The 19,621-nt window shown below is 42.1% G+C and carries 16 protein-coding genes and 2 pseudogenes; 3 read left to right on the top strand and 15 right to left on the bottom strand.

Annotated elements, in window-relative coordinates; all coding sequences use genetic code 11:
- Positions 1-165: 165 nt before the first annotated feature.
- From PIL01S_RS08300 to PIL01S_RS08290, 4 genes are all read right to left on the bottom strand, one after another.
- Positions 166-897: an NADPH-dependent F420 reductase gene (locus tag PIL01S_RS08300; RefSeq protein WP_127537107.1), complete on the bottom strand. Its 732-nt coding sequence runs from the start codon at positions 895-897 to the stop codon at positions 166-168.
- Positions 898-1,075: 178 nt separating this feature from the next.
- On the bottom strand, positions 1,076-1,816 hold the full coding sequence (nfsA, locus tag PIL01S_RS08295) for an oxygen-insensitive NADPH nitroreductase (protein ID WP_127537106.1): 741 nt from the start codon (positions 1,814-1,816) through the stop codon (positions 1,076-1,078).
- A gap of 21 nt (positions 1,817-1,837) precedes the next feature.
- Positions 1,838-2,038, bottom strand: a complete 201-nt coding sequence (locus PIL01S_RS29750; RefSeq protein WP_218029807.1) for a hypothetical protein — start codon at positions 2,036-2,038, stop codon at positions 1,838-1,840.
- Between the two features lie 4 nt (positions 2,039-2,042).
- Positions 2,043-3,176, bottom strand: coding sequence for an NtaA/DmoA family FMN-dependent monooxygenase (locus PIL01S_RS08290; RefSeq protein ID WP_218029806.1), 1,134 nt, complete (start codon positions 3,174-3,176; stop codon positions 2,043-2,045).
- A gap of 261 nt (positions 3,177-3,437) precedes the next feature.
- Here PIL01S_RS08290 and PIL01S_RS08285 point away from each other — a divergent pair, with 261 nt between their 5' ends.
- Positions 3,438-3,791, top strand: a complete 354-nt coding sequence (locus PIL01S_RS08285; protein WP_127537105.1) for a winged helix-turn-helix transcriptional regulator — start codon at positions 3,438-3,440, stop codon at positions 3,789-3,791.
- Between the two features lie 249 nt (positions 3,792-4,040).
- On the opposite strand, the gene PIL01S_RS08280 is transcribed toward PIL01S_RS08285, so the two are convergent.
- The 6 genes and pseudogenes from PIL01S_RS08280 to PIL01S_RS08250 form a co-directional block, all read right to left on the bottom strand.
- Positions 4,041-4,172, bottom strand: coding sequence for a sporulation protein YjcZ (locus PIL01S_RS08280; protein ID WP_127537104.1), 132 nt, complete (start codon positions 4,170-4,172; stop codon positions 4,041-4,043).
- Between the two features lie 616 nt (positions 4,173-4,788).
- The gene (locus PIL01S_RS08275) at positions 4,789-5,220 is read right to left on the bottom strand and encodes a universal stress protein (protein ID WP_127537103.1); all 432 of its coding nucleotides are present in this window, start codon (positions 5,218-5,220) and stop codon (positions 4,789-4,791) included.
- Positions 5,213-6,457, bottom strand: a complete 1,245-nt coding sequence (locus PIL01S_RS08270) for a CynX/NimT family MFS transporter (RefSeq protein WP_127537102.1) — start codon at positions 6,455-6,457, stop codon at positions 5,213-5,215. Before PIL01S_RS08270 ends, PIL01S_RS08275 begins: the two co-directional genes overlap by 8 nt.
- A 217-nt stretch (positions 6,458-6,674) precedes the next feature.
- Positions 6,675-7,235, bottom strand: coding sequence for a helix-turn-helix domain-containing protein (locus PIL01S_RS08265; RefSeq protein WP_127537101.1), 561 nt, complete (start codon positions 7,233-7,235; stop codon positions 6,675-6,677).
- Positions 7,236-7,642: 407 nt separating this feature from the next.
- Positions 7,643-9,918, bottom strand: a pseudogene (locus PIL01S_RS08255) (ATP-binding cassette domain-containing protein).
- 15 nt (positions 9,919-9,933) lie between these two features.
- A complete protein-coding gene (locus tag PIL01S_RS08250) occupies positions 9,934-10,485 on the bottom strand; it encodes a dihydrofolate reductase family protein (RefSeq protein ID WP_127537100.1) in 552 nt (183 codons plus the stop codon).
- A 266-nt stretch (positions 10,486-10,751) separates the two neighbouring features.
- Here PIL01S_RS08250 and PIL01S_RS08245 point away from each other — a divergent pair, with 266 nt between their 5' ends.
- Positions 10,752-11,699, top strand: a complete 948-nt coding sequence (locus PIL01S_RS08245) for an NAD(P)-dependent oxidoreductase (RefSeq protein ID WP_127537099.1) — start codon at positions 10,752-10,754, stop codon at positions 11,697-11,699.
- A gap of 89 nt (positions 11,700-11,788) precedes the next feature.
- Here the strand turns inward: PIL01S_RS08245 and PIL01S_RS08240 are convergent.
- From PIL01S_RS08240 to PIL01S_RS08225, 4 genes and pseudogenes are all read right to left on the bottom strand, one after another.
- Positions 11,789-12,007: pseudogene (locus PIL01S_RS08240) on the bottom strand (helix-turn-helix transcriptional regulator); the annotation flags it as partial.
- 339 nt (positions 12,008-12,346) lie between these two features.
- Complete coding sequence (locus PIL01S_RS08235) at positions 12,347-13,135, bottom strand: glucose 1-dehydrogenase (RefSeq protein ID WP_127537098.1); 789 nt, start codon at positions 13,133-13,135, stop codon at positions 12,347-12,349.
- 285 nt (positions 13,136-13,420) lie between these two features.
- The gene (locus PIL01S_RS08230) at positions 13,421-14,806 is read right to left on the bottom strand and encodes a lytic polysaccharide monooxygenase (RefSeq protein ID WP_127537097.1); all 1,386 of its coding nucleotides are present in this window, start codon (positions 14,804-14,806) and stop codon (positions 13,421-13,423) included.
- A gap of 250 nt (positions 14,807-15,056) precedes the next feature.
- A complete protein-coding gene (locus PIL01S_RS08225; protein WP_127537096.1) occupies positions 15,057-16,403 on the bottom strand; it encodes a glycosyl hydrolase 53 family protein in 1,347 nt (448 codons plus the stop codon).
- A 120-nt stretch (positions 16,404-16,523) separates the two neighbouring features.
- On the opposite strand from PIL01S_RS08225, the gene PIL01S_RS08220 reads away from it, so the two are divergent.
- The gene (locus PIL01S_RS08220; RefSeq protein ID WP_127537095.1) at positions 16,524-17,204 is read left to right on the top strand and encodes a TetR/AcrR family transcriptional regulator; all 681 of its coding nucleotides are present in this window, start codon (positions 16,524-16,526) and stop codon (positions 17,202-17,204) included.
- A 73-nt stretch (positions 17,205-17,277) separates the two neighbouring features.
- Here PIL01S_RS08220 and PIL01S_RS08215 read toward each other — a convergent pair whose 3' ends face one another.
- Entirely contained in the window at positions 17,278-19,503 is a 2,226-nt protein-coding gene (locus PIL01S_RS08215; protein WP_127537094.1) for an MMPL family transporter, read from the bottom strand.
- Between the last annotated feature and the right edge of the window lie 118 nt (positions 19,504-19,621).

Genomic DNA, 19,621 nt, shown 5'->3' with positions numbered 1-19,621 from the left:
GTACTTTAGAGTTAAACTACCCTGGTGCTAAGGACATCATTTTTAGCAAATTTTTCTGCTGAGAATTGTACTGTATGTGCCCAAAATTTTAAATAAACGACAGATAGACATTATTGCGTGTCTTTCATCTGCCGCTTCTTCTAAATTAGTATCAGAGTTATTGATTTAGGAATTATACATTTCTCTATTTAGGTTGACGATTTCTTTATGTGAATATCCACCAGAAGCCGTGATCAACTTCTCCATAACTTTGTCCCGCAGAAATGGGGCTTGTTCTTTATTTGCCTTTTGAAGTGCTTCAGTTAATTCCTCTTTGGTTAGTTCTGTGCAATATGCTGGTGTTCCTGGCTGCTGTCTCCATGAATCATTTAAATTCCCGCTATCGACCGAATCGAAACCTAATTCGCTGACTATGCTCATAATTGTTTGCTTTTGCTGCAAGTCATCACCGGCAATAGCTGCCGCAATGCGACGACTGCTGCCTTCCGGTGTACCCTCATGTTCTAAAGTATAGGCTAACAAATTGTTAAAAGCTTTGATAATTGATCTGCCTAATTGTTTTGTAACCCAGACACTTTCAACCATCCCGTTCTCGATCTCATCAATTTTCACTCCCATTTGAGGATAATAATTAGAAGTATCGACGACAATAACTTCATCCGCCGCTTTTTCAACTACACTGCGAATATGAGGTAGTGCATGAAGAGGAATAGATATGATGAGAACATCAATATTGGAAATAACATTCTCTACCATTACAGGTGTTGCGTTAATCGGTTTCCCTTTCAATCGTTCTATATCACGAGCATCTGCAATTTTCACATCATGGTTATTATTTACCAACTTTTTTGAAATAGATAAAGCAATGGGGCCAGCCCCGATTATTCCGAATCTCATTTTTTTCGCTCCTTTTTGATATTCTATTTTGTGAGTCATTTCAACTAATAACATAGTTCTTCATTTGAATGGTTTGATATATGGGGGTTATGCGGCGTTTAGTTAGCAGACAAGTAAATATGAATATTAGTTTGCTTTATAGCTGATTCATAACTGGTCAGCGATAAGGTGTGCGATGTTACTTTTTGGCGAATCCTTGTTTGTTCAAATAGTTCATCATTTGAGGTAGGATACTTCTTTGTAGATGATCCTGAATGTGATCACTCCATCCTGTTACTTTTTTCACTGTGAAAGGAGCTCTTACCGGACGATTCTCATAGTATTTCAACATGGTTTCGTCATAAATAGCCAATTTATCTTGATCGAGTGCCCGATACTGATTTTCAACTAAAATCATAGATTGAGGCAGACGAGGTTTCAGTTCAGGTTTATTCCCCGCGGGGGTACCTATGCATAATCCTACCAAGGGAATCACATACTCTGGTAAGCCCAACAACTCTGTTAATTCTTCAATATTAGCTCTAACCGCGCCAATGAAAACACCGCCTAGTCCCATAGATTCAGCTGCAGTTAATGCATTTTGTGCCATGAGCCCGGCATCGAATGAACCAATCAACAGGAATTCAATATATTCGATATCTACATCCGGAGCAATTTGATGGTTTCGGTTAAAATCGGCACAGAAAATCCAAAACTCTGCCGCTTCTTCAATATAAGGTTGGTCAACACAAAGTTTTCTCACCTTTTTTCGTAGAGCCGGATCAGTGATACGAATAATGGTCACGGCCTGCAGAAGACTGAACGATGAAGTTTGACTGGCGGCCTTAAAGATCTCATCAACTTGTTCCTTAGCCAGGGGTTGCGATGTGTACGAACGAAATGATGTATGATTATGAAGCAACTCAAGTGTGTGATTCATTAAATTCTCTCCTTTATTTGTTTATTCCAATTCCCGTATCCCATATTCGTACGGAACGCCCATATTCTCTCGAAGGGTATTCCCTTCGTATTCGGTGTGAAACAAACCACGTTCCTGTAAGATAGGTACAACCTGCTCTACAAAATCCGCAACACCATCAAAAGCTATATCGGGGACGATCGAGAAACCGTCACACGCTTCAGCCAAAAACCATTCTTCCAAAAAATCAGCAACCTGGTGTGGGTGTTCCTGCAACGACGGGATGATAATTAATGACACCATGAGCAAGAACATCGCGAACAGATAACCCTCGCTGTAGTAATTTCAAGGCTTTTGGTGAACGTGGGTCCATTGGCTGAGCATATGCATTTTTCAACAAGCCAGGAGGTAGTGGTTTATCAATATCTATCGAGTTTACCGACAAAGGTAAACTGATCATTGAACCGAGATAACTTACCCGACTAGGAATTTCCTGAGGATTAAAGCTCATAAGCTGTTTTCGACGGTTCAAAGCTTCTTCTTCGGTAGATGCCAGCGAAAACATAAAACCAGCAAACATTTTGATATCATCAGGTTTCCGGCCAAAACGAGCGGCACTTTGCCGAATCGCTAGTCTTTGTTCACGAGCAGATTCGATATCATATGGATTCGCGTACACTCCTGAAGCATATCTCCCAGCTAATTCTAATCCCTCATCCCCTCCTCCCGCCTGAAAAATAACAGGTTGGCCTTGTTCAGAAGGAGGTATTGGCAAAGGACCACGAGATGCATAATATTGACCTTGAAGGTTTATTGGCTTGATTTTGTCCATATCAGCGAATTGTCCGCCTTCTACATCAAGTGTCCAAGCATCGGACTCCCAACTCCCCCACAAAGCCTGAACAATTTGAATACTTTCATGTGCTTTGTCATACCGCTCTTTACGGTTGGCAACTTTTACACCAAAATTGGCTGCAGCTGAGGGGTCGGATGTAGTAACCGCATTCCACCCTACACGTCCTTGACTAATTACATCCAGTGCTTTGAACTGACGAGCGATGTTGTATGGATAGTTGAATGTCGTAGAGAGTGTAGCAACAAGTCCAATGTGTTTCGTTTCTCGGGCTACGGCCATTAGTGCCAACGTTGGATCCATTGGGAACGCAGGCGTCTGAGGGCCTAAGTTCACAGTTAATGAAGGAGTATCGGCAATAAAAATCATTTGAAACTTCCCTTTTTCGGCTATTTTCGCCCGTTCTACATAACTATCCATATTCGTATAAGCTGCTGGGTCAGTCCCAGGCATTCTCCAGGCGCTGAATTCACCTCCGTATCCCGAAACCATCTGTAGAGCCAATTGCATTTTCTTATTTTTTTGCATATATTTCTTCACCTTCATTTTCCATAGCAATTAGTGGATATACAATCTTTAGCTTGCTAACTATGACATTAAAAAATATAATAATTACTTAGCATGCTAAATATAAAACTAAAAATTTATTCTTCCTTCTTTTAAAACAATATCAAATGGGTTTGTTTGGGTTGTTGACCCAATCATAAGTGCATTCGTTTCGTTTGCAAAGAGGGCAATTTAAATGAACATAGTACATTTTTCTGTACCTATAGAATAGGAATGATGTCAATGCGGGTTTGTAATGAAGGAATTGAACAAGAGTTTATAAATGAAAATAGTGATATGTACGCGATAGCCTTTACGCAGAATCTTCTTTCCGGACGCTGGAAGTATTTTATATTATGGTATTTAAAAAATGAAACACGTCGTTATTCGGACATCAAAAAATTTCTTGGAGATCTCTCGCAAGGCTCGCTTACCAAGCAACTTAAGGAATTAGAGAATGATGGCGTTATTCAACGTGATGTTTATCCGGAAGTTCCTCCACGAGTCGAGTACTCTTTGACAGAAAAAGGAATGAAGTTACTTCCAATCCTTGAAAAGATGGAGGACTTCGGTAAAGAATTCGGTGAAAACATTTAATTTAAATGGACGTTCCCTCAATTACTACGCTAAACTGCCCGTTAGCTGAACAAAAGCAGCTGGTCGCTTTGATCAACTGCTTTCTTTATATCATTGAGTTATCGTTTCCCATTAGCTTAACGTGCTATAGTAATTCTTTAAATACATATCAACCTGAGGTGACTTTCTAGTTTTTATCATCGTACAACGAACGTAAGCAAATCAAAAAAACCGCCAGTAAGGCTGGCGGGAAAAGTAAGAAGTGAACTCTTATACTAAGAAAGCCTTGGAGATAATGACCAATAAAATAAACAGTACGAGTATTGCACCAATGGACGTAAAGCCACCATATCCTCCACTTACTCCTCCTACATTATCATTACCATATCCAACTTCACTCATGCTTCCATCCCCCTCTTTGTGGTATTGGATAGATTATTCAGGTATATCCATTTTGACAAGGCTTTATTAAAAAAAAGGCCACCAACCAACAGGCAAGCCTGCTTCAATCAACTATGAATGGGAGTCTTCTTTATCATACCTGCTATGTCCACAACGTTAGGAGGTGGGTATCTCATGACAACATTTTTGGATGCTCGAACATCGGAACATGCAAGTTTAGCTAACTCTAGCGTTACTATACTGCCTAATTGAATTTGTACTGAACTAACCTGCCCGTTAGTTTAAAGGTCTAACCCAATTCGCAAAGATTTTGTAAATGTGCTCCGTCTCATGGTTGAACATAGCTGTAACCTCTTTATAAGCTACCTCGCCAGCTCTTCATTATTGGAAAAATCTCCCTTTTGCATTCGCATCCTTCAACATGTATCTGAGCTCTGTAGCATAGGAAGGCTCAAACCATATGGTCGACAGGTCCTCCCTCCATTCAACTTCAGCGTCAGCATTTGGTCAGCTAAAAGGATATCGAAACAGCGGCATTGTAGGACACAAAGCCCTAGAATGCCTCTGTACATTCCCCGTTCGTATATCAATACATCATCTCTGTAGCACAGAGGCGTTAATGTACAATAAGAACTGGGCAAACGGATAGCTGTGAAACCTTGTGGCTGACACTTCCAAGCATGATTTCTTTTATCCCGCTTAGCCCACGGCTTCCAATAATAATGAGTTGCTGCTCAGTATCCCTTGCATATCTTAATATTTCATGTGCAGGGTTTCCCTTAAGATGAACTGTTTTCGGGTTAATCCCCGCAAATTCTAATTTGGATTTGGCTTGTTGTAATTGTTCCAAGCTCGCCTTCTCCATTTCGTTCAATATTTCTTCCAAGAAATTCTCTGGTACATATGTCATGCCATTCGATACATATTCCTGGCTGACATTAATCAAGGTAACTTGAGTTGGTTTGTTTCGGGCTATTTCAACGGTTGCATCGAGGATTTTGTTCGTTATTTGATCTTGATCAATGGCCACCATAATGTTCTCAAACATTTTTATCGTCCTTTCCGTGCAGCTCGTAGCTATATCGGTTACCTACAAAACTATTTCTTGCTGCTCCTATACCAACTAAAAAGAGTAAGACCGAAGCACCAAGTAGAATGAAAAGAGGCAGTTTCCAGCTATTTGTCGCATCATGCAGATATCCTATAAGGGCAGGACCGACTGCGGCAAGAAGATATCCGATCGATTGCGCCATGCCTGACAGTTCAGCTGCTTGATGCGCATTTTCGGTACGTAATCCAAAAAACATCATGGACAAACTAAAGGCGAAGCCTCCCCCAATTCCGAGTATTATGATCCACAACAATATGATATCGGAACTCCCATAAAGAAGTCCGAGCGTTCCCGTTAAAAGCAAAGTGGTTGTGATGACCACTAACAAACGTTGGCTAGACATTCGCCCAGCAATAACGGGAACAACAAATGTAAATGGAAGCATGGCTAACTGCATGATCGAGAGGTACCATCCTGATTGGTTGGAGTCAATACCTTGTTGCTTTAAAATTTCGGGTAACCATGCGATCAACACATAGAAAACCATAGATTGTATACCCATAAATAAGGTTACTTGCCAGGCAAGAGGGGAACGCCAAACATTCACATCGTTGCTGTCCTTGTGTTGGCTCGTCGTGGCTGTTTGCCTCGTTCGATTTCTTAATTGCGGTAACCAACAAAGGATCGATACGAAGCTTAGAATCCCCCATATTCCTAGCGCTCCCTGCCATTTTAGACCTGCGTTCACGGCTAGCGGTACACTTATTCCTGATGCGATTGCTCCACTTAAACTCATTGAAATAGAGTAAAGACCTGTCATGGAACCCATTTTATTTGGGAAATCCCTTTTGATAATACTGGGCAATAATACATTACATACGGCAATTGCCAACCCAAGAATTGCAGTCCCGATATACAGATTAGCTGCGCCAGATAAAGAACGTATTACAATACCAACAGTCAGAAATATGAGTGCAATCAAAATGATGCGTTCAACCCCATACATTCGTGCTAATTTGGGTACTAGAGGCGATAATAAAGCAAAGGCAAGTAAGGGTAGCGTTGTTATGAGGCCGGCTAATGTATTTGAAATTTGAACGTCATCCCTTATAAGACTCACCAAAGGCCCAACTGAGGTTAAGGGAGTACGTAAATTAGCTGCAATCACAATAATGCCGAGAATGATAAACCCTATAGAAGATGGTACGGCTTTTTTATTTTGTTGGTTCGGCATTCTTCAATTCTCCTTTCTGAATTCATACGTATGGTTTGTTTCCTGCTGATTGAAAAAAGAGGCAATAACATCCGCGCGGACAACAAAAGTATATTATAATATATTATTTTTTACAATAAATATTCTATAATATATTTTAAATCGTTTAAAAACAAAAATACAACTCTGAATTCCCGTCATGGAATTCGGAGTTGTATGATAAGTAGAATTTTGATTTTTAGAAACCATACGTTAAGGAGATATGGAGCACTGTTTCGCTATTCGTATGATTGGTATAAGAGTGAGGACAATCTGCACGAAAACTGATCGTATCATATTGATTCAATGTGTGAATCTCTTCGTTGACTTGAATTTCAATGGAACCCGTCATTACTGTTGCAATTTCAGTTGTGTTGACATGATGACCTTCAGGGTGATACGAGCTATTCGGCTGCAAGTAAGCCCGACACATTTCAATACCGTTGCTTTTAAAGACGGGTTCAATGATCCAATTTTTTTGATCATTAGAAAATCGCAGTCCTTCGCCTGCTCGATACAAACTAACAGGCTCTTCTGATTTGAACAAAGCCAATAGCGGTAAAGATATGCCTTTTGATATTTTCCATATAATCGCCAACGTTGGATTGGTCTCGCCACGTTCGATATTCCCCAGTGTAAGTTTGCTTACGCCCGTTAATTCCGCTAAGTCATCCAAGCTCATATTTTTTTCTTTTCTGTACTTTTTCAAGGCACCGCCCAATTGTAATACCATTTGTTTTGATTCATTGATTTCATCCATTAAATATTCACCTCAACCATAAACTGTTATAGCTAGTATATTGTTTATCTGAATTCTTTTCCAGACTTCCCTCACGTTCTAAGGAAGAGGTGTTGCTGGATCGCTGGTATTCATCAATATGAAAAAAACTCCCCTCACAATAACAGGCTGGATTTATTACACCTGTCTACTGTATGGGGAGAATACAGATTTTGGGAATAAGCTCTTCATGTTGTAATAACATTTGGCTCACTGTCGCAGAAGAAATTATCCCTATTGTTTAGCCAGATACACTTTCATATCAGGCTTTACTGTGAAGGGTAACTAAGTGACCGTCTGGATCTGCAAATGTAAAGGTTCGCCCGAAGGGTCCATCGATTAGTGCGGAAATGATCTTTACAAATAATACCGGGCTTTTCCCTTTTCAATCAGGATGATGCTGATTTACAGGCTTCTGTCTTGCGTAAATATGCCCCCGTTTTCGAATGCTCGTAAGCAGCAAGCTGGACAGGAGTACCTTCGAACACAATTTGGCCACCCCGGTGACCGCCCTCGGGACCCATGTCAATAATCCAATCCGCGCTCTTGATCACATCTAGGTTGTGCTCGATAACCACCAACGTATTTACCCCGTCCACCAAGCGGTTCATTATGTCCATCAGACGGGAGATATCGGACATATGCAGTCCGGTTGTCGGTTCATCCATTACGTAAAGACTGCCTTCCTTGTGAAGTTCTCCGGCCAGTTAATGCGCTGGCATTCACCGCCCGATAAGGTGTTCAGAGGCTGGCCCAGTGTCAAGTATCCGAGTCCCACCTCCTCCAATGTCTGCAATTGACGAAGCAGCTCCTTCCTGCTGAAGAACTCCGAAGCTTCCCGTACTGTCATTTCGAGGACATCGCTGATGGATTTTCCGTTCAGTTCATACTGCAGCACTTCATTGTTAAACCACTTGCCTTCACAAACTTCACATGTCGTCCTTACCGGCTCGAGAAAGGCCAAATCCGTGTAGATCATCCCTAGACCCTGACAATTGGAACAGGCTCCCTTGGAGTTGAAGCTGAACAAGGATGCGCTTACCTTGTTAGCTGCTGCGAAGAGCCGCCGAATCTCATCCATCATACCTGTGTAGGTAGCCGGATTGGAGCGGACGGAAGTTCCCACAGCCGTCTGATCAACGACAATCGCTTCTGGATACGTTTGCAGGAAGGCTCCGTTAATCAGCGTACTTTTACCTGAGCCTGCTACTCCAGAAACCACCGTCAGCACACCAACGGGTATATCGATCGTAACATCCCTCAGATTGTGTAGACTGACACCAGCTACTGTCATTTTGCCCTTCGGCACCCTAGTTGTTGTTTTTAAGGGCAGATTTTGCTTCAAGCACCTTCCTGTCAATGTATCCGAGCGCAGCAAGCCCGCAAAGTCTCCTTTGTAGACGATCTCCCCGCCGCGGGTTCCCGCATAAGGTCCGACATCGATGATGCAATCGGCGATCTCCATGACTTCGCGGTCATGTTCAACGACAAGTACGGTATTCCCTTTGTCCCGGAGCTGGCGCAGCATGCCGTTCAGACGATGGACATCTCGGGGATGCAGTCCGACGCTCGGTTCATCGAAAATGTAGATCATGTCAGTTAGACTACTGCTCAGATGACGGACCATTTTGATGCGCTGTGACTCCCCGCCCGACAAAGTCGCTGTCTGTCGGTCAAGACTAAGATACTCCAGCCCAATATCGACCAGATGGTTCAGCCGTGTCAGAATTCCGTCTATTATCGTGCTAGCAACGGGATCTCGAACGATCTCGATCATCCGAATAAGATCCCCTATCTCCATCCCCGCGCATTGCGCAATGTTGTACCCGTTGATCCGGCAGCTTAATGCCGCTTGATTAAGCCGACTTCCCCTGCAAAGGTTACATCCGCTATAGGATAGAAATTGGTCAAGAGTTTCGCGTTTAGCATCTGGCATTTCACTGTTATCCCGCTTTAAATACAGGCGGGTGAGCTTGGGTAGCAGACCTTCATAATCCGATTCGATGTCGCCGCCTTTGGTGCGGTATACGATCTTGCTTTCTTTGCCATGGAGGAGGGTATCCCATTCTGCCAGCGTATATTCGGCAAGCTGCTTGTCGTTGTCGAACAAACCAGAATGGACATACGTATTCAAGTACCAGCTCCCCACTTTAAATACAGGGAACAGGATCGCTCCTTCATTCAGCGACTTGGACCTGTCCAACAGCTTGTCAACATCGAACTGTACAACCTGCCCGAATCCGGAGCATTCCGGACACATACCGGCCGGGTCGTTAAACGAAAAAACATGCGAATTGCCGGCAAAGGGCTTACCAATTCTGGAGAACAGCAGCCGGAGCATCGCATAAATATCGGTTATCGTGCCGACCGTCGAACGGGAGCTGCCACCAAACCTTTTCTGATCGATGACAATCGCTGTAGACAAGTTCTCAATCCGATCGGTGTCCGGCTGACTGAACCGGGGCAGCCGATTGCGGATGAAAGCGGAAAACGTCTCATTAAGCTGCCGCTGAGCTTCGGCGCTGATGGTGTCAAAGACCAGAGAGGATTTGCCTGAACCCGAAACACCGGTGAAAACCGTGATTTTTCGTTTCGGGATGCGCACACTCACGTTTTTCAGGTTATTTTCGCGTGCTCCTTCAATGATGATTTCATTGACGTTCATAGCCTCACCTTGGATTTAATTTTCATCTAAATGATAAATTAGTTGTACAACACCCGAAGAAAACGTTCTTGTATTCACCATTTTTAAATTCAACCTCTGTTTTATATCAACAAACAGTGGTTTTCCTTCTCCCAAAACAACAGGGTGGACTGATAATCTAAATTCATCAACAAGCCCTAAATTGATAAAAGTTGTAATAAGACTTGCTCCACCATATAGCCAGATATCTTTACCAGGCATACTTTTTAATTTATTTACTTCTTCAGAAATACGATCGTTTATGAATATTGCTTTATGGTCTGTCCCCATTTGTGTTCTGGAAAAGACATATTTCTCTTTACTATGAAACAATCCCCATAATTCTTTATCGGAATCCGTGGGTCCTTCTGGAGTGAAATTTCCCCATAAATCATAGCTTTTTCTCCCAAATAAAATGGTATCAATTTGATTTAAAAACTGATCGAACCCCATCTCTGCATCCATAATGCACCAATCAACCTCACCATTCTTGCCTTCAATAAAACCATCTAGAGTAACCGCCAAATCTAAAATTATTGTTCGTTTCATATTTTGCTGCTCCTTTCTTTAATGTATCACCATTATAAATCTCAATTACGTCAAATTATGTCGTATTTAAAGCAGATCTATTATTCTTTCGGTCATCACAGATTTTATTTCCTAAGGTGTCCTTCTCCATTAGAATATGATTCAGCTGATCATGGCAGTGGATCTGGCGCTTTATTTGAGTTTTACAACATTTTACTTTTTGTTTAGAATTGTTTGATACCGCGTTTTCCGAAGATATTGCTAAAAACATGAAAGGTGGTTTGGTAATGAAGATTCTCATCGTTGGCTATTTTAGCGAAACTTCAAAATCAACTATTTCAAGGTATTTTCCCCAAGACTGGAACGTTGTAATTGTCCCGCCCGGACAAGAGATGCTGCATCACCTTGAAGATTGCCATGTACTCGTCCCTGAGCATATTAAAGTGGATCACAGCCTGCTTTCTGCCGCAAAAAAATTAAAATTGGTACAGACAGGTGCAGGATTTGATAATGTAGATATTCCTGCCTGCACACAGCTTGGCATTTGGGTCGCTAATGCTGCAGGGGTGAACGCACAGGCAGTGGCCGAGCACGTAATGGCAATGATAATGTCTTTTTATAAAAACATACCGTTTCTTGATTCGTTCATGAAAAACAAGATGGATGAAAATCAATTGAACTATACAGGGAGTGAATTAAAAGGAAAAACAATTGGGATTGTCGGTTTGGGCGCTATCGGAAAAAAGGTAGCTGCGTTTAGCAACGTTTTTGATATGAATGTGCTGGCTTATGCCAGAAATACCAATGTACAGTCGGATGGTTTTGTGAAAATGACGGATTTCGATACGCTTGTAAGCACATCGGACATCGTCAGTGTACATATTCCTTTGAATCAGCAAACCAAACAACTGATCAACAAAGCGGTATTCAAGAAAATGAAGAATACCACACTGTTTATCAATACAGCCCGCGGCGGGATTGTCAATGAAAGAGACTTGATTGATGCATTAAAAAACGGGGATATTGCAGGCGCATGTCTGGATGTGTTTGAATCTGAACCGCTTCCTATGGACAGTGAGCTCCGGAATCTGGGTAATGTGATACTTACCCCCCATACAGCAGGAATGCCTGATGGTCGGAAATTTCATAAAAAAAGATATGATTTCTTTATAAAGAATATAAAACGTGTAGAGAATGGTGAAGAGCCTGAAAGCAAGCTCAATCAGATATTATAGTTTTGGTGTAATAATAATGGGCTGTTGGACACAGTTCGAGTAAAAAGTCGTGTTCTTTTGCAGGTGAAATGGCTTGGCATCCGGGAATTTCATCTTCTTCGTACATTTATTTTCTTAGCCGCAAGAGGTGTTACCCCATGCATCCGCTGAAAAGCTTTTGTAAATGCTGCCGGACTGTCATAACCGTACTTCAACGCGACATCAATGACTTTACAATCCGTTCCCACTAACTCCTGCACCGTAAGCGTTAGCCGCCTATTCCTCACGTACTGGGTTACGGTAACACCTGTCACTGCATGAAATATTCGCTGAAAATGGTATTTTTAACTCATTGCTGACCTAGCAATGTCCGCAATCTCAATGGGCAAGTGCAGATGTTGTTCTTTGAGATATACGACTCTTTAGACGCTACGCTAACCTGTTTGTTAAACCCTACGCTTCCTAATGTCATACAGCGGAATACGGGTCCCTCTGCTTCTCTATGTTATGCTGGGCTATGGCTTCCTCTTTCATATTCCCAATTACTTATCAAGTTCATTTTCTTATTCAGCACAAAAAAAAAGCAAGCCATCTTTTGGATGACCTGCTCTTTTTCTTCATTTAGAGCCTCCTCTTAATGACATTGCCAAAGAGGGATCTTCATGTTATTAGTATTGGTTCGATTGTCCGCCATCAATAGGAATGACAGCACCATTAATAAATTCGGATTCACCGGATAGCAGGAAGGCAACAAGACGACCTACTTCTTCAGGTTTACCAAAACGTCTCTTAGGGTTTACGCTAACAAATTCTTTGCCGGCTTCTTCCCATCCTTCTTCGCCACCGATTTGTTTAAGGGAACCGACAACCATCGCAGTCATAATTGCCCCTGGAGCGATAGCGTTGATGCTCAGGTTATATTGTCCGTACTCGATTGCTGCATTTTTCGTCATACCCGATACAGCATGTTTACTTGCGACATACGCCGCCTGATTCAGAACTCCGCGAATCCCGCCAACAGATGCAACATTGACAATGGAACCGGATTGTTGCTCTTTCATCACGGGAAGAACGTATTTCATACCATAAAAGACACCTTTAAGGTTAATGTCAATGACTTTGTCAAACACTTTACTGTTATATTCAGCTGTAGGAGCCTGAGTACCTTCGATCCCCGCATTGTTGTAGAAGCCATCGATGCGACCGAACTTTTGAACCGAATCATCTACATATTTTTGAACAGCTTGCTCATCAGATACATCCGCAGTAAGAAGAAGAACTTCTGCCTCAGGTGCAACTTCCAGAATCAATTTTTTGGTCTCTTCAAGTGCAGGTTGATTAAGGTCAACGAGAGCAAGCTTGGCACCATCTTTTGCGATTTCAAGTGCCGCTGCTTGTCCCAGACCTGAGCCTGCTCCAGTAATTAAAATAACTTTTGATTCAAAACGTTTACTCATGATCCATACTCCTTTATTAAGTGAATTAACGAAATGTTCGTCTATTTTAGATGAGAATAAAATTCTCAATTAAAACCTTACATTGGCAATAATAAATCACAAAAAATTCACTTGCAATAATCAAACAGCACGCCATGTGTCCGCTAAACAACGTTTTATATTCATATGTTCACCCAAGTATGCAAAAATAAACATTTGTCATCGATTATGTTGAAACTGTCTCTGAATCCTCGCGAGCGCTCATCAAAAAAAGTCACTCAGGAACAAATCCTGAGTGACTTTCGGCTATTCTGGCAACCACAATGCAAGGACTTCGGAAGGAGTCCAAGTATATATTGATGTGTGAGCTTGACGACAAATATAAACGACCCCTTTGTAAAGGACACGATCACCGATGTGGTATGACGTATTCTCAGCCCAAGCTTCAGGTGCATCCGGTTCTACAACTGGCGGAGATGACTCAAGTGTAGTAACTGTAATGACGTTACTCGCTACAGATACATTTCCAGCAGAATCCTTGGCTTTAATTGAAAATGTATATGTCGAGCTTGATTTCAGACCGGTTACCTCATAACTTGTCACGGTTCCATTTACAGTAGCGATCCGCTCTGATCCTTGGTAAATGTCGTAGCTGCTAACGGCCACATTATCCGTTGAACTGGACCACATCAGACTTACTGATGCTGCACTCACGGTATGTGCGTGAAGATTACTTGGAGCCGTTGGAGCTAAAGTGTCAGGTATGGTTGCAGAAGTTGTCTGCACTGTAATCTCCGAACTGAGAGGGGATCCATTACCTGCAGCATCAATCGCTTTTAACGCATAGATATAAGTTGTTCCTTGACTTAATCCACTTACATCATAGGATATAGACGTTCCTGGAATAGTCGCAATCTTGTGTCCATTTTGATAAAGTTCATAACTCATTACACTCACATTATCAGTCGAAGGATGCCAGCTAAGTGTAAGTGATTTTGTCGTGATGTTGCTTGCTTTTAGATTTATTGGAGCTGTTGGCGCTGTTACATCGGTGTTTGTTCCACTTCCACTATCCGATTTCGTTAAATTTACGTCAAGCGCTTGATAAAAGGCATTACCAGTATCAGCGATTTCCCAAACGCCGAGAATAACATGATAACCGGTACGGTCTGCTGGTATTTCACATTGATGTGAGACCGATTTTTCTGGCAATTTCCCGCCATCACTGTAGGTACAAAACAGTTCTAAATCCTTACGCTCAATCGGAGAATTAGGGTTCCAGTCTTTCTTGGTTATGTAATATTTCCACTCTTTTGTTGCATGTGCCGCTGTCAATTTCCAGGTAAAGGTTTGGCTTCCTGTTTGCATGTCTAGCTTCGTCCAACGTTCTGCCGTTTGAGTATATAACTCCGGAAAAATACCTCCTCCTGTAATTTCTCCATCTAATGGGCCTCCCGCCGGAAAGTTCCCTTTTGCTTCCACACTTTGTGGTTCATATTGCACCTGACCGCAGTTACTATTGAGATTCTGTTGGCATAAGTATGCGCGGCTGGCTGGTGACTCTAAGTAACCATGAGCTGAGGTGACATTTGCATACACCAGCAAAAACAATATACCCGTTGCAAATACCAGGATCGTTTTCGGTACCAAGGATGTTTTCCTAGCACCTGAGATTGAGAGATAAGTTGACATAATAATCCTCCTGTAAAGTCTGATGATGTTAACAAGAAAATTTTATAAAATTTTACATGGAGCTGTAAGAGAACAAAGTTCTAATTTCTTTTGGATAAAAAACCCTTTTCATGATATTTGTTTTGTTGAAAAACAGGAGAAAAGTCGTATTAGCTCTAGGTTTGAACATAAGATAATTGAACCGCTCCTCTCTTAGTAGAAAGAACAAAAAGCCGCTAAAAGCGACTTTTCTGTTTGAATATATGTTATTTTAATTGGTCTCTTCGTGAATAGCATCCATTAATATTTTCTTGGCTTTAGCGCCATTGTCCAAGTAATCAAACATTGACATACTCCCCCACTCACTGAAATCAGGAGCCCAATACCGGATCCCTATTAGTCCGTGTGTTTTTCCCCACTCAATAACATCATGATAGATAGCAGCTTGTCCTTCTTCATTATGTGGGTAGCCCTTGACGGTTTTTGACCATCCGGCATATGCACCTTGCACCTCACCTGAAGGATAAGAAAACTCGGCGATAAATACAGGAATACCTACCTGTTTGTTAATAGCAGTAACGATTTTTTTATACATAACCATTTTATCAATGTATACTCCTGGCGCACTAGGATAGAAACTGATACCAGCAGTATCAACTGGGAATCCATTTTCCTTTAACGTCTTGAAATATGTGACTGCTGTATGAACGGTTGTGACTACGGTTGCGATATGAGTTGAAAACTTGACCTTACTTGAATTAAGTCCCAAATTCTCGTAAGCATTTTTAATTCCTTTAGCAACTGAAGCCATCTGTACTGCATTGTATTTCCATATATTTTTCTTGAGCCAGTTGGTACACATGACAGAATAGACATGTCTCATAAAACCCGGAACTTTTTCGAGTTTTTCGTTTACTGCGGTTTTCAATCCGATGCTTACTCCTGCAAAACCATAGTTAGCTTCATTGCCAATATTCCAGTTCTCTACTGTCGCACCCGTTTTCAAAATTTCTGTAGCGACAAACTCACCGTAAGCCTCCAGAACGACGTTCATTTCATCCAATGTTAATTCTTCCCACTGTTTCCCTTTTTGCAAGGCAAAGATCTCGGGATATACTTCGAAGTTAGGAGCTTGTTGCCGGTCCATATCCATATAAGTGTAAGCAAGCATGAGTTCAGGGTTTAACGGTATTTTTAATTTGGCTGCCATGTGGGCTAACTCTAATCCCTGCTCTAACGTGTGGTAATTAGCGTTTGAATCTTCCTCACCATTCACCAGGTTATCTTCTGTAGGATATCTCTTTGTCGCAATTCGTGCGTACATCTCCGTAGCACCCGATGACATGTACATTCGTTCTAAATCCTCTCTGTTATTCGCTGTTAAATTCCCGGCAGTGTAGGTGTAACCTTTCTGAAATGCGTTCCCCGAAAATGGGCTCACTGAAAGCGCTACGCGAAAGCTCTCAGTACTTGCTGCAGGAACATAATTTTCTTCTTCAACATAGACTGATAAATTTCTTACAATAATTCCTGCTACGATTAAAACAATAATAAGTAGAGAGATTATGATCTTCGTTCTGGTTCTCATATGCTGCAATAACCATTTTAGTTTGTTCATTTATAATGACGTCTCCCTTTATAGCTTATCTTGGCTAGTGATCTGATCAGGGTTATTTGAGTATAAAATCGTTTCATACCTTGCTTCGTTGACAAATAGAATTGCAATTGTTAGCATAACCTGAGTTACAGAGATAAGGAGGTTATCCCTATTCAACCCCGACAACGCCAGGAAAATGAGCGAAGCGAGCTGCGAGAGAAACGCCGTTTAAGCATCATTGAAGCTGCCATATCTATTTTCACACAGCAAGGATTCGAAAAGGCTACCATGCAGGAAATTGCCACGGCTGCAAGCCTTGGGGTAGCTACTGTATTCCGCTATTTTCCCAAGAAAGAGCATTTGATTGTTGCTGTTGCTTCATATATTGTTCAGTCCGAAGTGATTATCTTTGAAAAGATTGTTCATGGAGAAGGAACATGTTACGAGAAATTAAACGAAATATTCGACACCCTGATTTTCTTTCAGCAAGCTGAGCATCAACAAAACTCCAAGTTGATTGAAGCCTTTGAATGTTACGTGGCGCTTTCGAAAGAGCCTGTAGAGCATATGGAATTGTATCAAACCGAATATAACAAAATCATTGGACTTTTTACCGAATTGGCAGCGTTGGGAGAACAGGATCATTCTGTCCGTGCCGGTTCAAATTCCGTCAACATTCTACTTACGATGATGAATGTATTCGGAACATTTTCCAAGAAAATGTCCATGCTAGAAGGTATCGATGCATTCAACACTCGTGTAGACCCATCCGAGCAATTCAACTTACTTAAATCTCTTTTTCTAGAGTCTTTGAAACCATGACTTCAATTCGTATGAACGCTGTAAACTGATTCATGACATCCAACGGAGAAGGCGCTGCAGTAATGGGCAGCCCTCATCCTCTACTTTTTACTTCTCGTAAGTTTTTCTCCTTAATAGTTTGATCAAAACCACTGGTGGCTTTATGGTTTTCTCGCATAACCGACTCGCCCTCTACATCGATGTTAGGCAACAAGCGATCAAGCCATGCCGGGATATACCAGGCACTTTTTCCAAGAAGGGTCATTATAGCCGGCACAAGTGTCATACGCACGATGAAAGCATCCACGAGTATGCCAAATGCCAGGGCTAATCCCATGGATTTGATAATGGTATCTTCTGCAAAAATAAAGCTGGCGAACACGGCAATCATAATTAAGCCTGCAGCAGTAACGACTGGGCCACTATGGATTATCCCGCTTTTTACCGATTGACGTGCATCTCCAGTCTGAGTGAAGTCTTCACGCATCCGGCTGACAAGGAACACCTCGTAGTCCATGGCAAGTCCAAATAGAATTCCAGTGACGAGAATGGGAAGGAAACTAAGCACCGGCCCAGGCTCAGGAATACCGAACATATTGGCCAGATAACCATCTTGAATGACCCAGACAATAAAACCGAGTGTTGAACCTAGTGTAAACAGAAAACCAAGTACAGCCTTGATCGGTACAAGCAAAGATCGGAAAACGAGCATAAGCAGTACAAAAGCAAGACCAACAATCAATAAAGCGAACTTAGGTAATGCCTGTTGCAATTTCTCGGAAATATCAATGTTAACCGCAGTTCCACCCGTAACCATAATCTCGACCTGTTTATTGTTTTGTTGATCGGCTTTTTCACGTATAGTCTCCACAAGTTCAGTCGTTCGAATATCGTGCGGGCCTGTCTTGGGTAACACTGTAATGATGGCTGCATTTCCCGATGGACTCGGTATTGCGGGTGTTGCACTAGAGACATTCGGCAGATCGCTGATGTAAGCCGTCGCTTGAGCGATTGCTGCTTGAGGATCGTCACTATGATTAGCTTTGGCGACAATCACGAGTGGGCCATTGAACCCTTCACCGAATCCCTCAGCCATTAGATCATATCCACGACGCTCTGTCGTTTCAGTCGATTTCAGGCCATTGTCGGGCAAGCCAAGTTGCATATGCAGAAAAGGCAAGGTACACATCGTTAAGACGGCAATACATAGAATGGCAGTAAGCCAAGGCTTTCTTGTGACAACTCGACTCCATGCGTCTTCGCTTGTTTTCTCTTTTTTGCTCCCGGACCATTTTCTCAGCCAACGATTTTCGCGGGACGGACTGATGCGGTCTCCTGCTGCAGCCAATATGGCAGGTACGAGAATGATCGCAATGAGGACAGCTACAAATACGCTAATAGCAGCCGCAAGTCCCATCATCGTAATGAAGGGAATTTGTACGACGGATAAACCCACTAATGCGATAATTACAGTCAGTCCTGCAAATACAACCGAGCCTCCTGCTGTTGCGTTAGCCTGAGCTATCGCTGTTTCTCTATCATATCCTTCTGCCAACTGCTGACGGTACCGTGACATGATAAATAGTGCATAATCAATACCGACTGCTAAGGCAAGCATGACTGCTAACGTAATGGAGAATGATGACATCGATACGAAATTAGAACCAATGATTACAGTCATTAGACCAATTCCGAGTCCTATGACCGCTGTAAGTATGGGTAGTCCTGCTGCTAGAAACGAAGTAAACGTAAACGCTAGAATCATGAAGGCAATTAGGATACCAATGACTTCGGATATGCCCCCTACTTCTATTTCAGAAAAGGCAACACTGCCTCCAATCTCTGTTTGAATCCCTTCCTTACCGAGCCACTCTGCAATGTTCAACACATGTTCTTTCGAGTGCTCATCCACTTCACTGGCGGGTTTAGAATACGTAATGTCCGCATAACCAATCTTTTTATCCGCACTTAGAGTCATTGACTCAAATGGACTAGCTACAGATTTGACTGATAAATCCGTCTTTACATCTTTCAGGGCTTGCCGAATGTAATTTTTGTTTGCCTCGGAAGTCAATGAATCATTTTTCGCTTTGAAAATGAGCCTGATCTGACCACCGTCATCTGATGATGGAAACTCTGAGTTTAGTACTTTCGCCGCCTGATCCGACTTCGTTCCTGGTATAGTCATTTCACCCGTAAACGAAGTACCCATACCAAGTCCTAAAGATGCAAGTACAATAAGAAGTGCTAGCCCCATCGTAATGACCATTTTCCGTTTTCTCGTTGACCAAACCCCGAGACGATATAACCATTTTGCCATAGCTGATTTCTTCCCCTTTCACTTCCACAAAAATCCTAGAGCTACCTAAGGAAACGCTCTGTCCCCCCATAGTAACGAAATAAAAACAAAAAAAAATCGTACGAAAGGGCAAGCCTTT

This window comes from Paenibacillus illinoisensis NBRC 15959 (genome assembly GCF_004000925.1).
Lineage (GTDB): Bacteria > Bacillota > Bacilli > Paenibacillales > Paenibacillaceae > Paenibacillus > Paenibacillus illinoisensis.
Note: the sequence above shows the minus strand (reverse complement) of the source record. Positions and strands in the feature narration are given on the sequence as shown.

What these genes read in the sequence shown, in the direction of transcription:
- PIL01S_RS08300 (WP_127537107.1), bottom strand. Translation starts at nt 897, where the DNA reads ATGAGATTCGGAATAATCGGGGCTGGCCCCATTGCTTTATCTATTTCA.
- nfsA (WP_127537106.1), bottom strand. Translation starts at nt 1,816, where the DNA reads ATGAATCACACACTTGAGTTGCTTCATAATCATACATCATTTCGTTCG.
- PIL01S_RS08290 (WP_218029806.1), bottom strand. Translation starts at nt 3,176, where the DNA reads ATGCAAAAAAATAAGAAAATGCAATTGGCTCTACAGATGGTTTCGGGA.
- PIL01S_RS08285 (WP_127537105.1), top strand. Translation starts at nt 3,438, where the DNA reads ATGCGGGTTTGTAATGAAGGAATTGAACAAGAGTTTATAAATGAAAAT.
- PIL01S_RS08280 (WP_127537104.1), bottom strand. Translation starts at nt 4,172, where the DNA reads ATGAGTGAAGTTGGATATGGTAATGATAATGTAGGAGGAGTAAGTGGA.
- PIL01S_RS08275 (WP_127537103.1), bottom strand. Translation starts at nt 5,220, where the DNA reads ATGTTTGAGAACATTATGGTGGCCATTGATCAAGATCAAATAACGAAC.
- PIL01S_RS08270 (WP_127537102.1), bottom strand. Translation starts at nt 6,457, where the DNA reads ATGCCGAACCAACAAAATAAAAAAGCCGTACCATCTTCTATAGGGTTT.
- PIL01S_RS08265 (WP_127537101.1), bottom strand. Translation starts at nt 7,235, where the DNA reads ATGGATGAAATCAATGAATCAAAACAAATGGTATTACAATTGGGCGGT.
- PIL01S_RS08250 (WP_127537100.1), bottom strand. Translation starts at nt 10,485, where the DNA reads ATGAAACGAACAATAATTTTAGATTTGGCGGTTACTCTAGATGGTTTT.
- PIL01S_RS08245 (WP_127537099.1), top strand. Translation starts at nt 10,752, where the DNA reads ATGAAGATTCTCATCGTTGGCTATTTTAGCGAAACTTCAAAATCAACT.
- PIL01S_RS08235 (WP_127537098.1), bottom strand. Translation starts at nt 13,135, where the DNA reads ATGAGTAAACGTTTTGAATCAAAAGTTATTTTAATTACTGGAGCAGGC.
- PIL01S_RS08230 (WP_127537097.1), bottom strand. Translation starts at nt 14,806, where the DNA reads ATGTCAACTTATCTCTCAATCTCAGGTGCTAGGAAAACATCCTTGGTA.
- PIL01S_RS08225 (WP_127537096.1), bottom strand. Translation starts at nt 16,403, where the DNA reads ATGAACAAACTAAAATGGTTATTGCAGCATATGAGAACCAGAACGAAG.
- PIL01S_RS08215 (WP_127537094.1), bottom strand. Translation starts at nt 19,503, where the DNA reads ATGGCAAAATGGTTATATCGTCTCGGGGTTTGGTCAACGAGAAAACGG.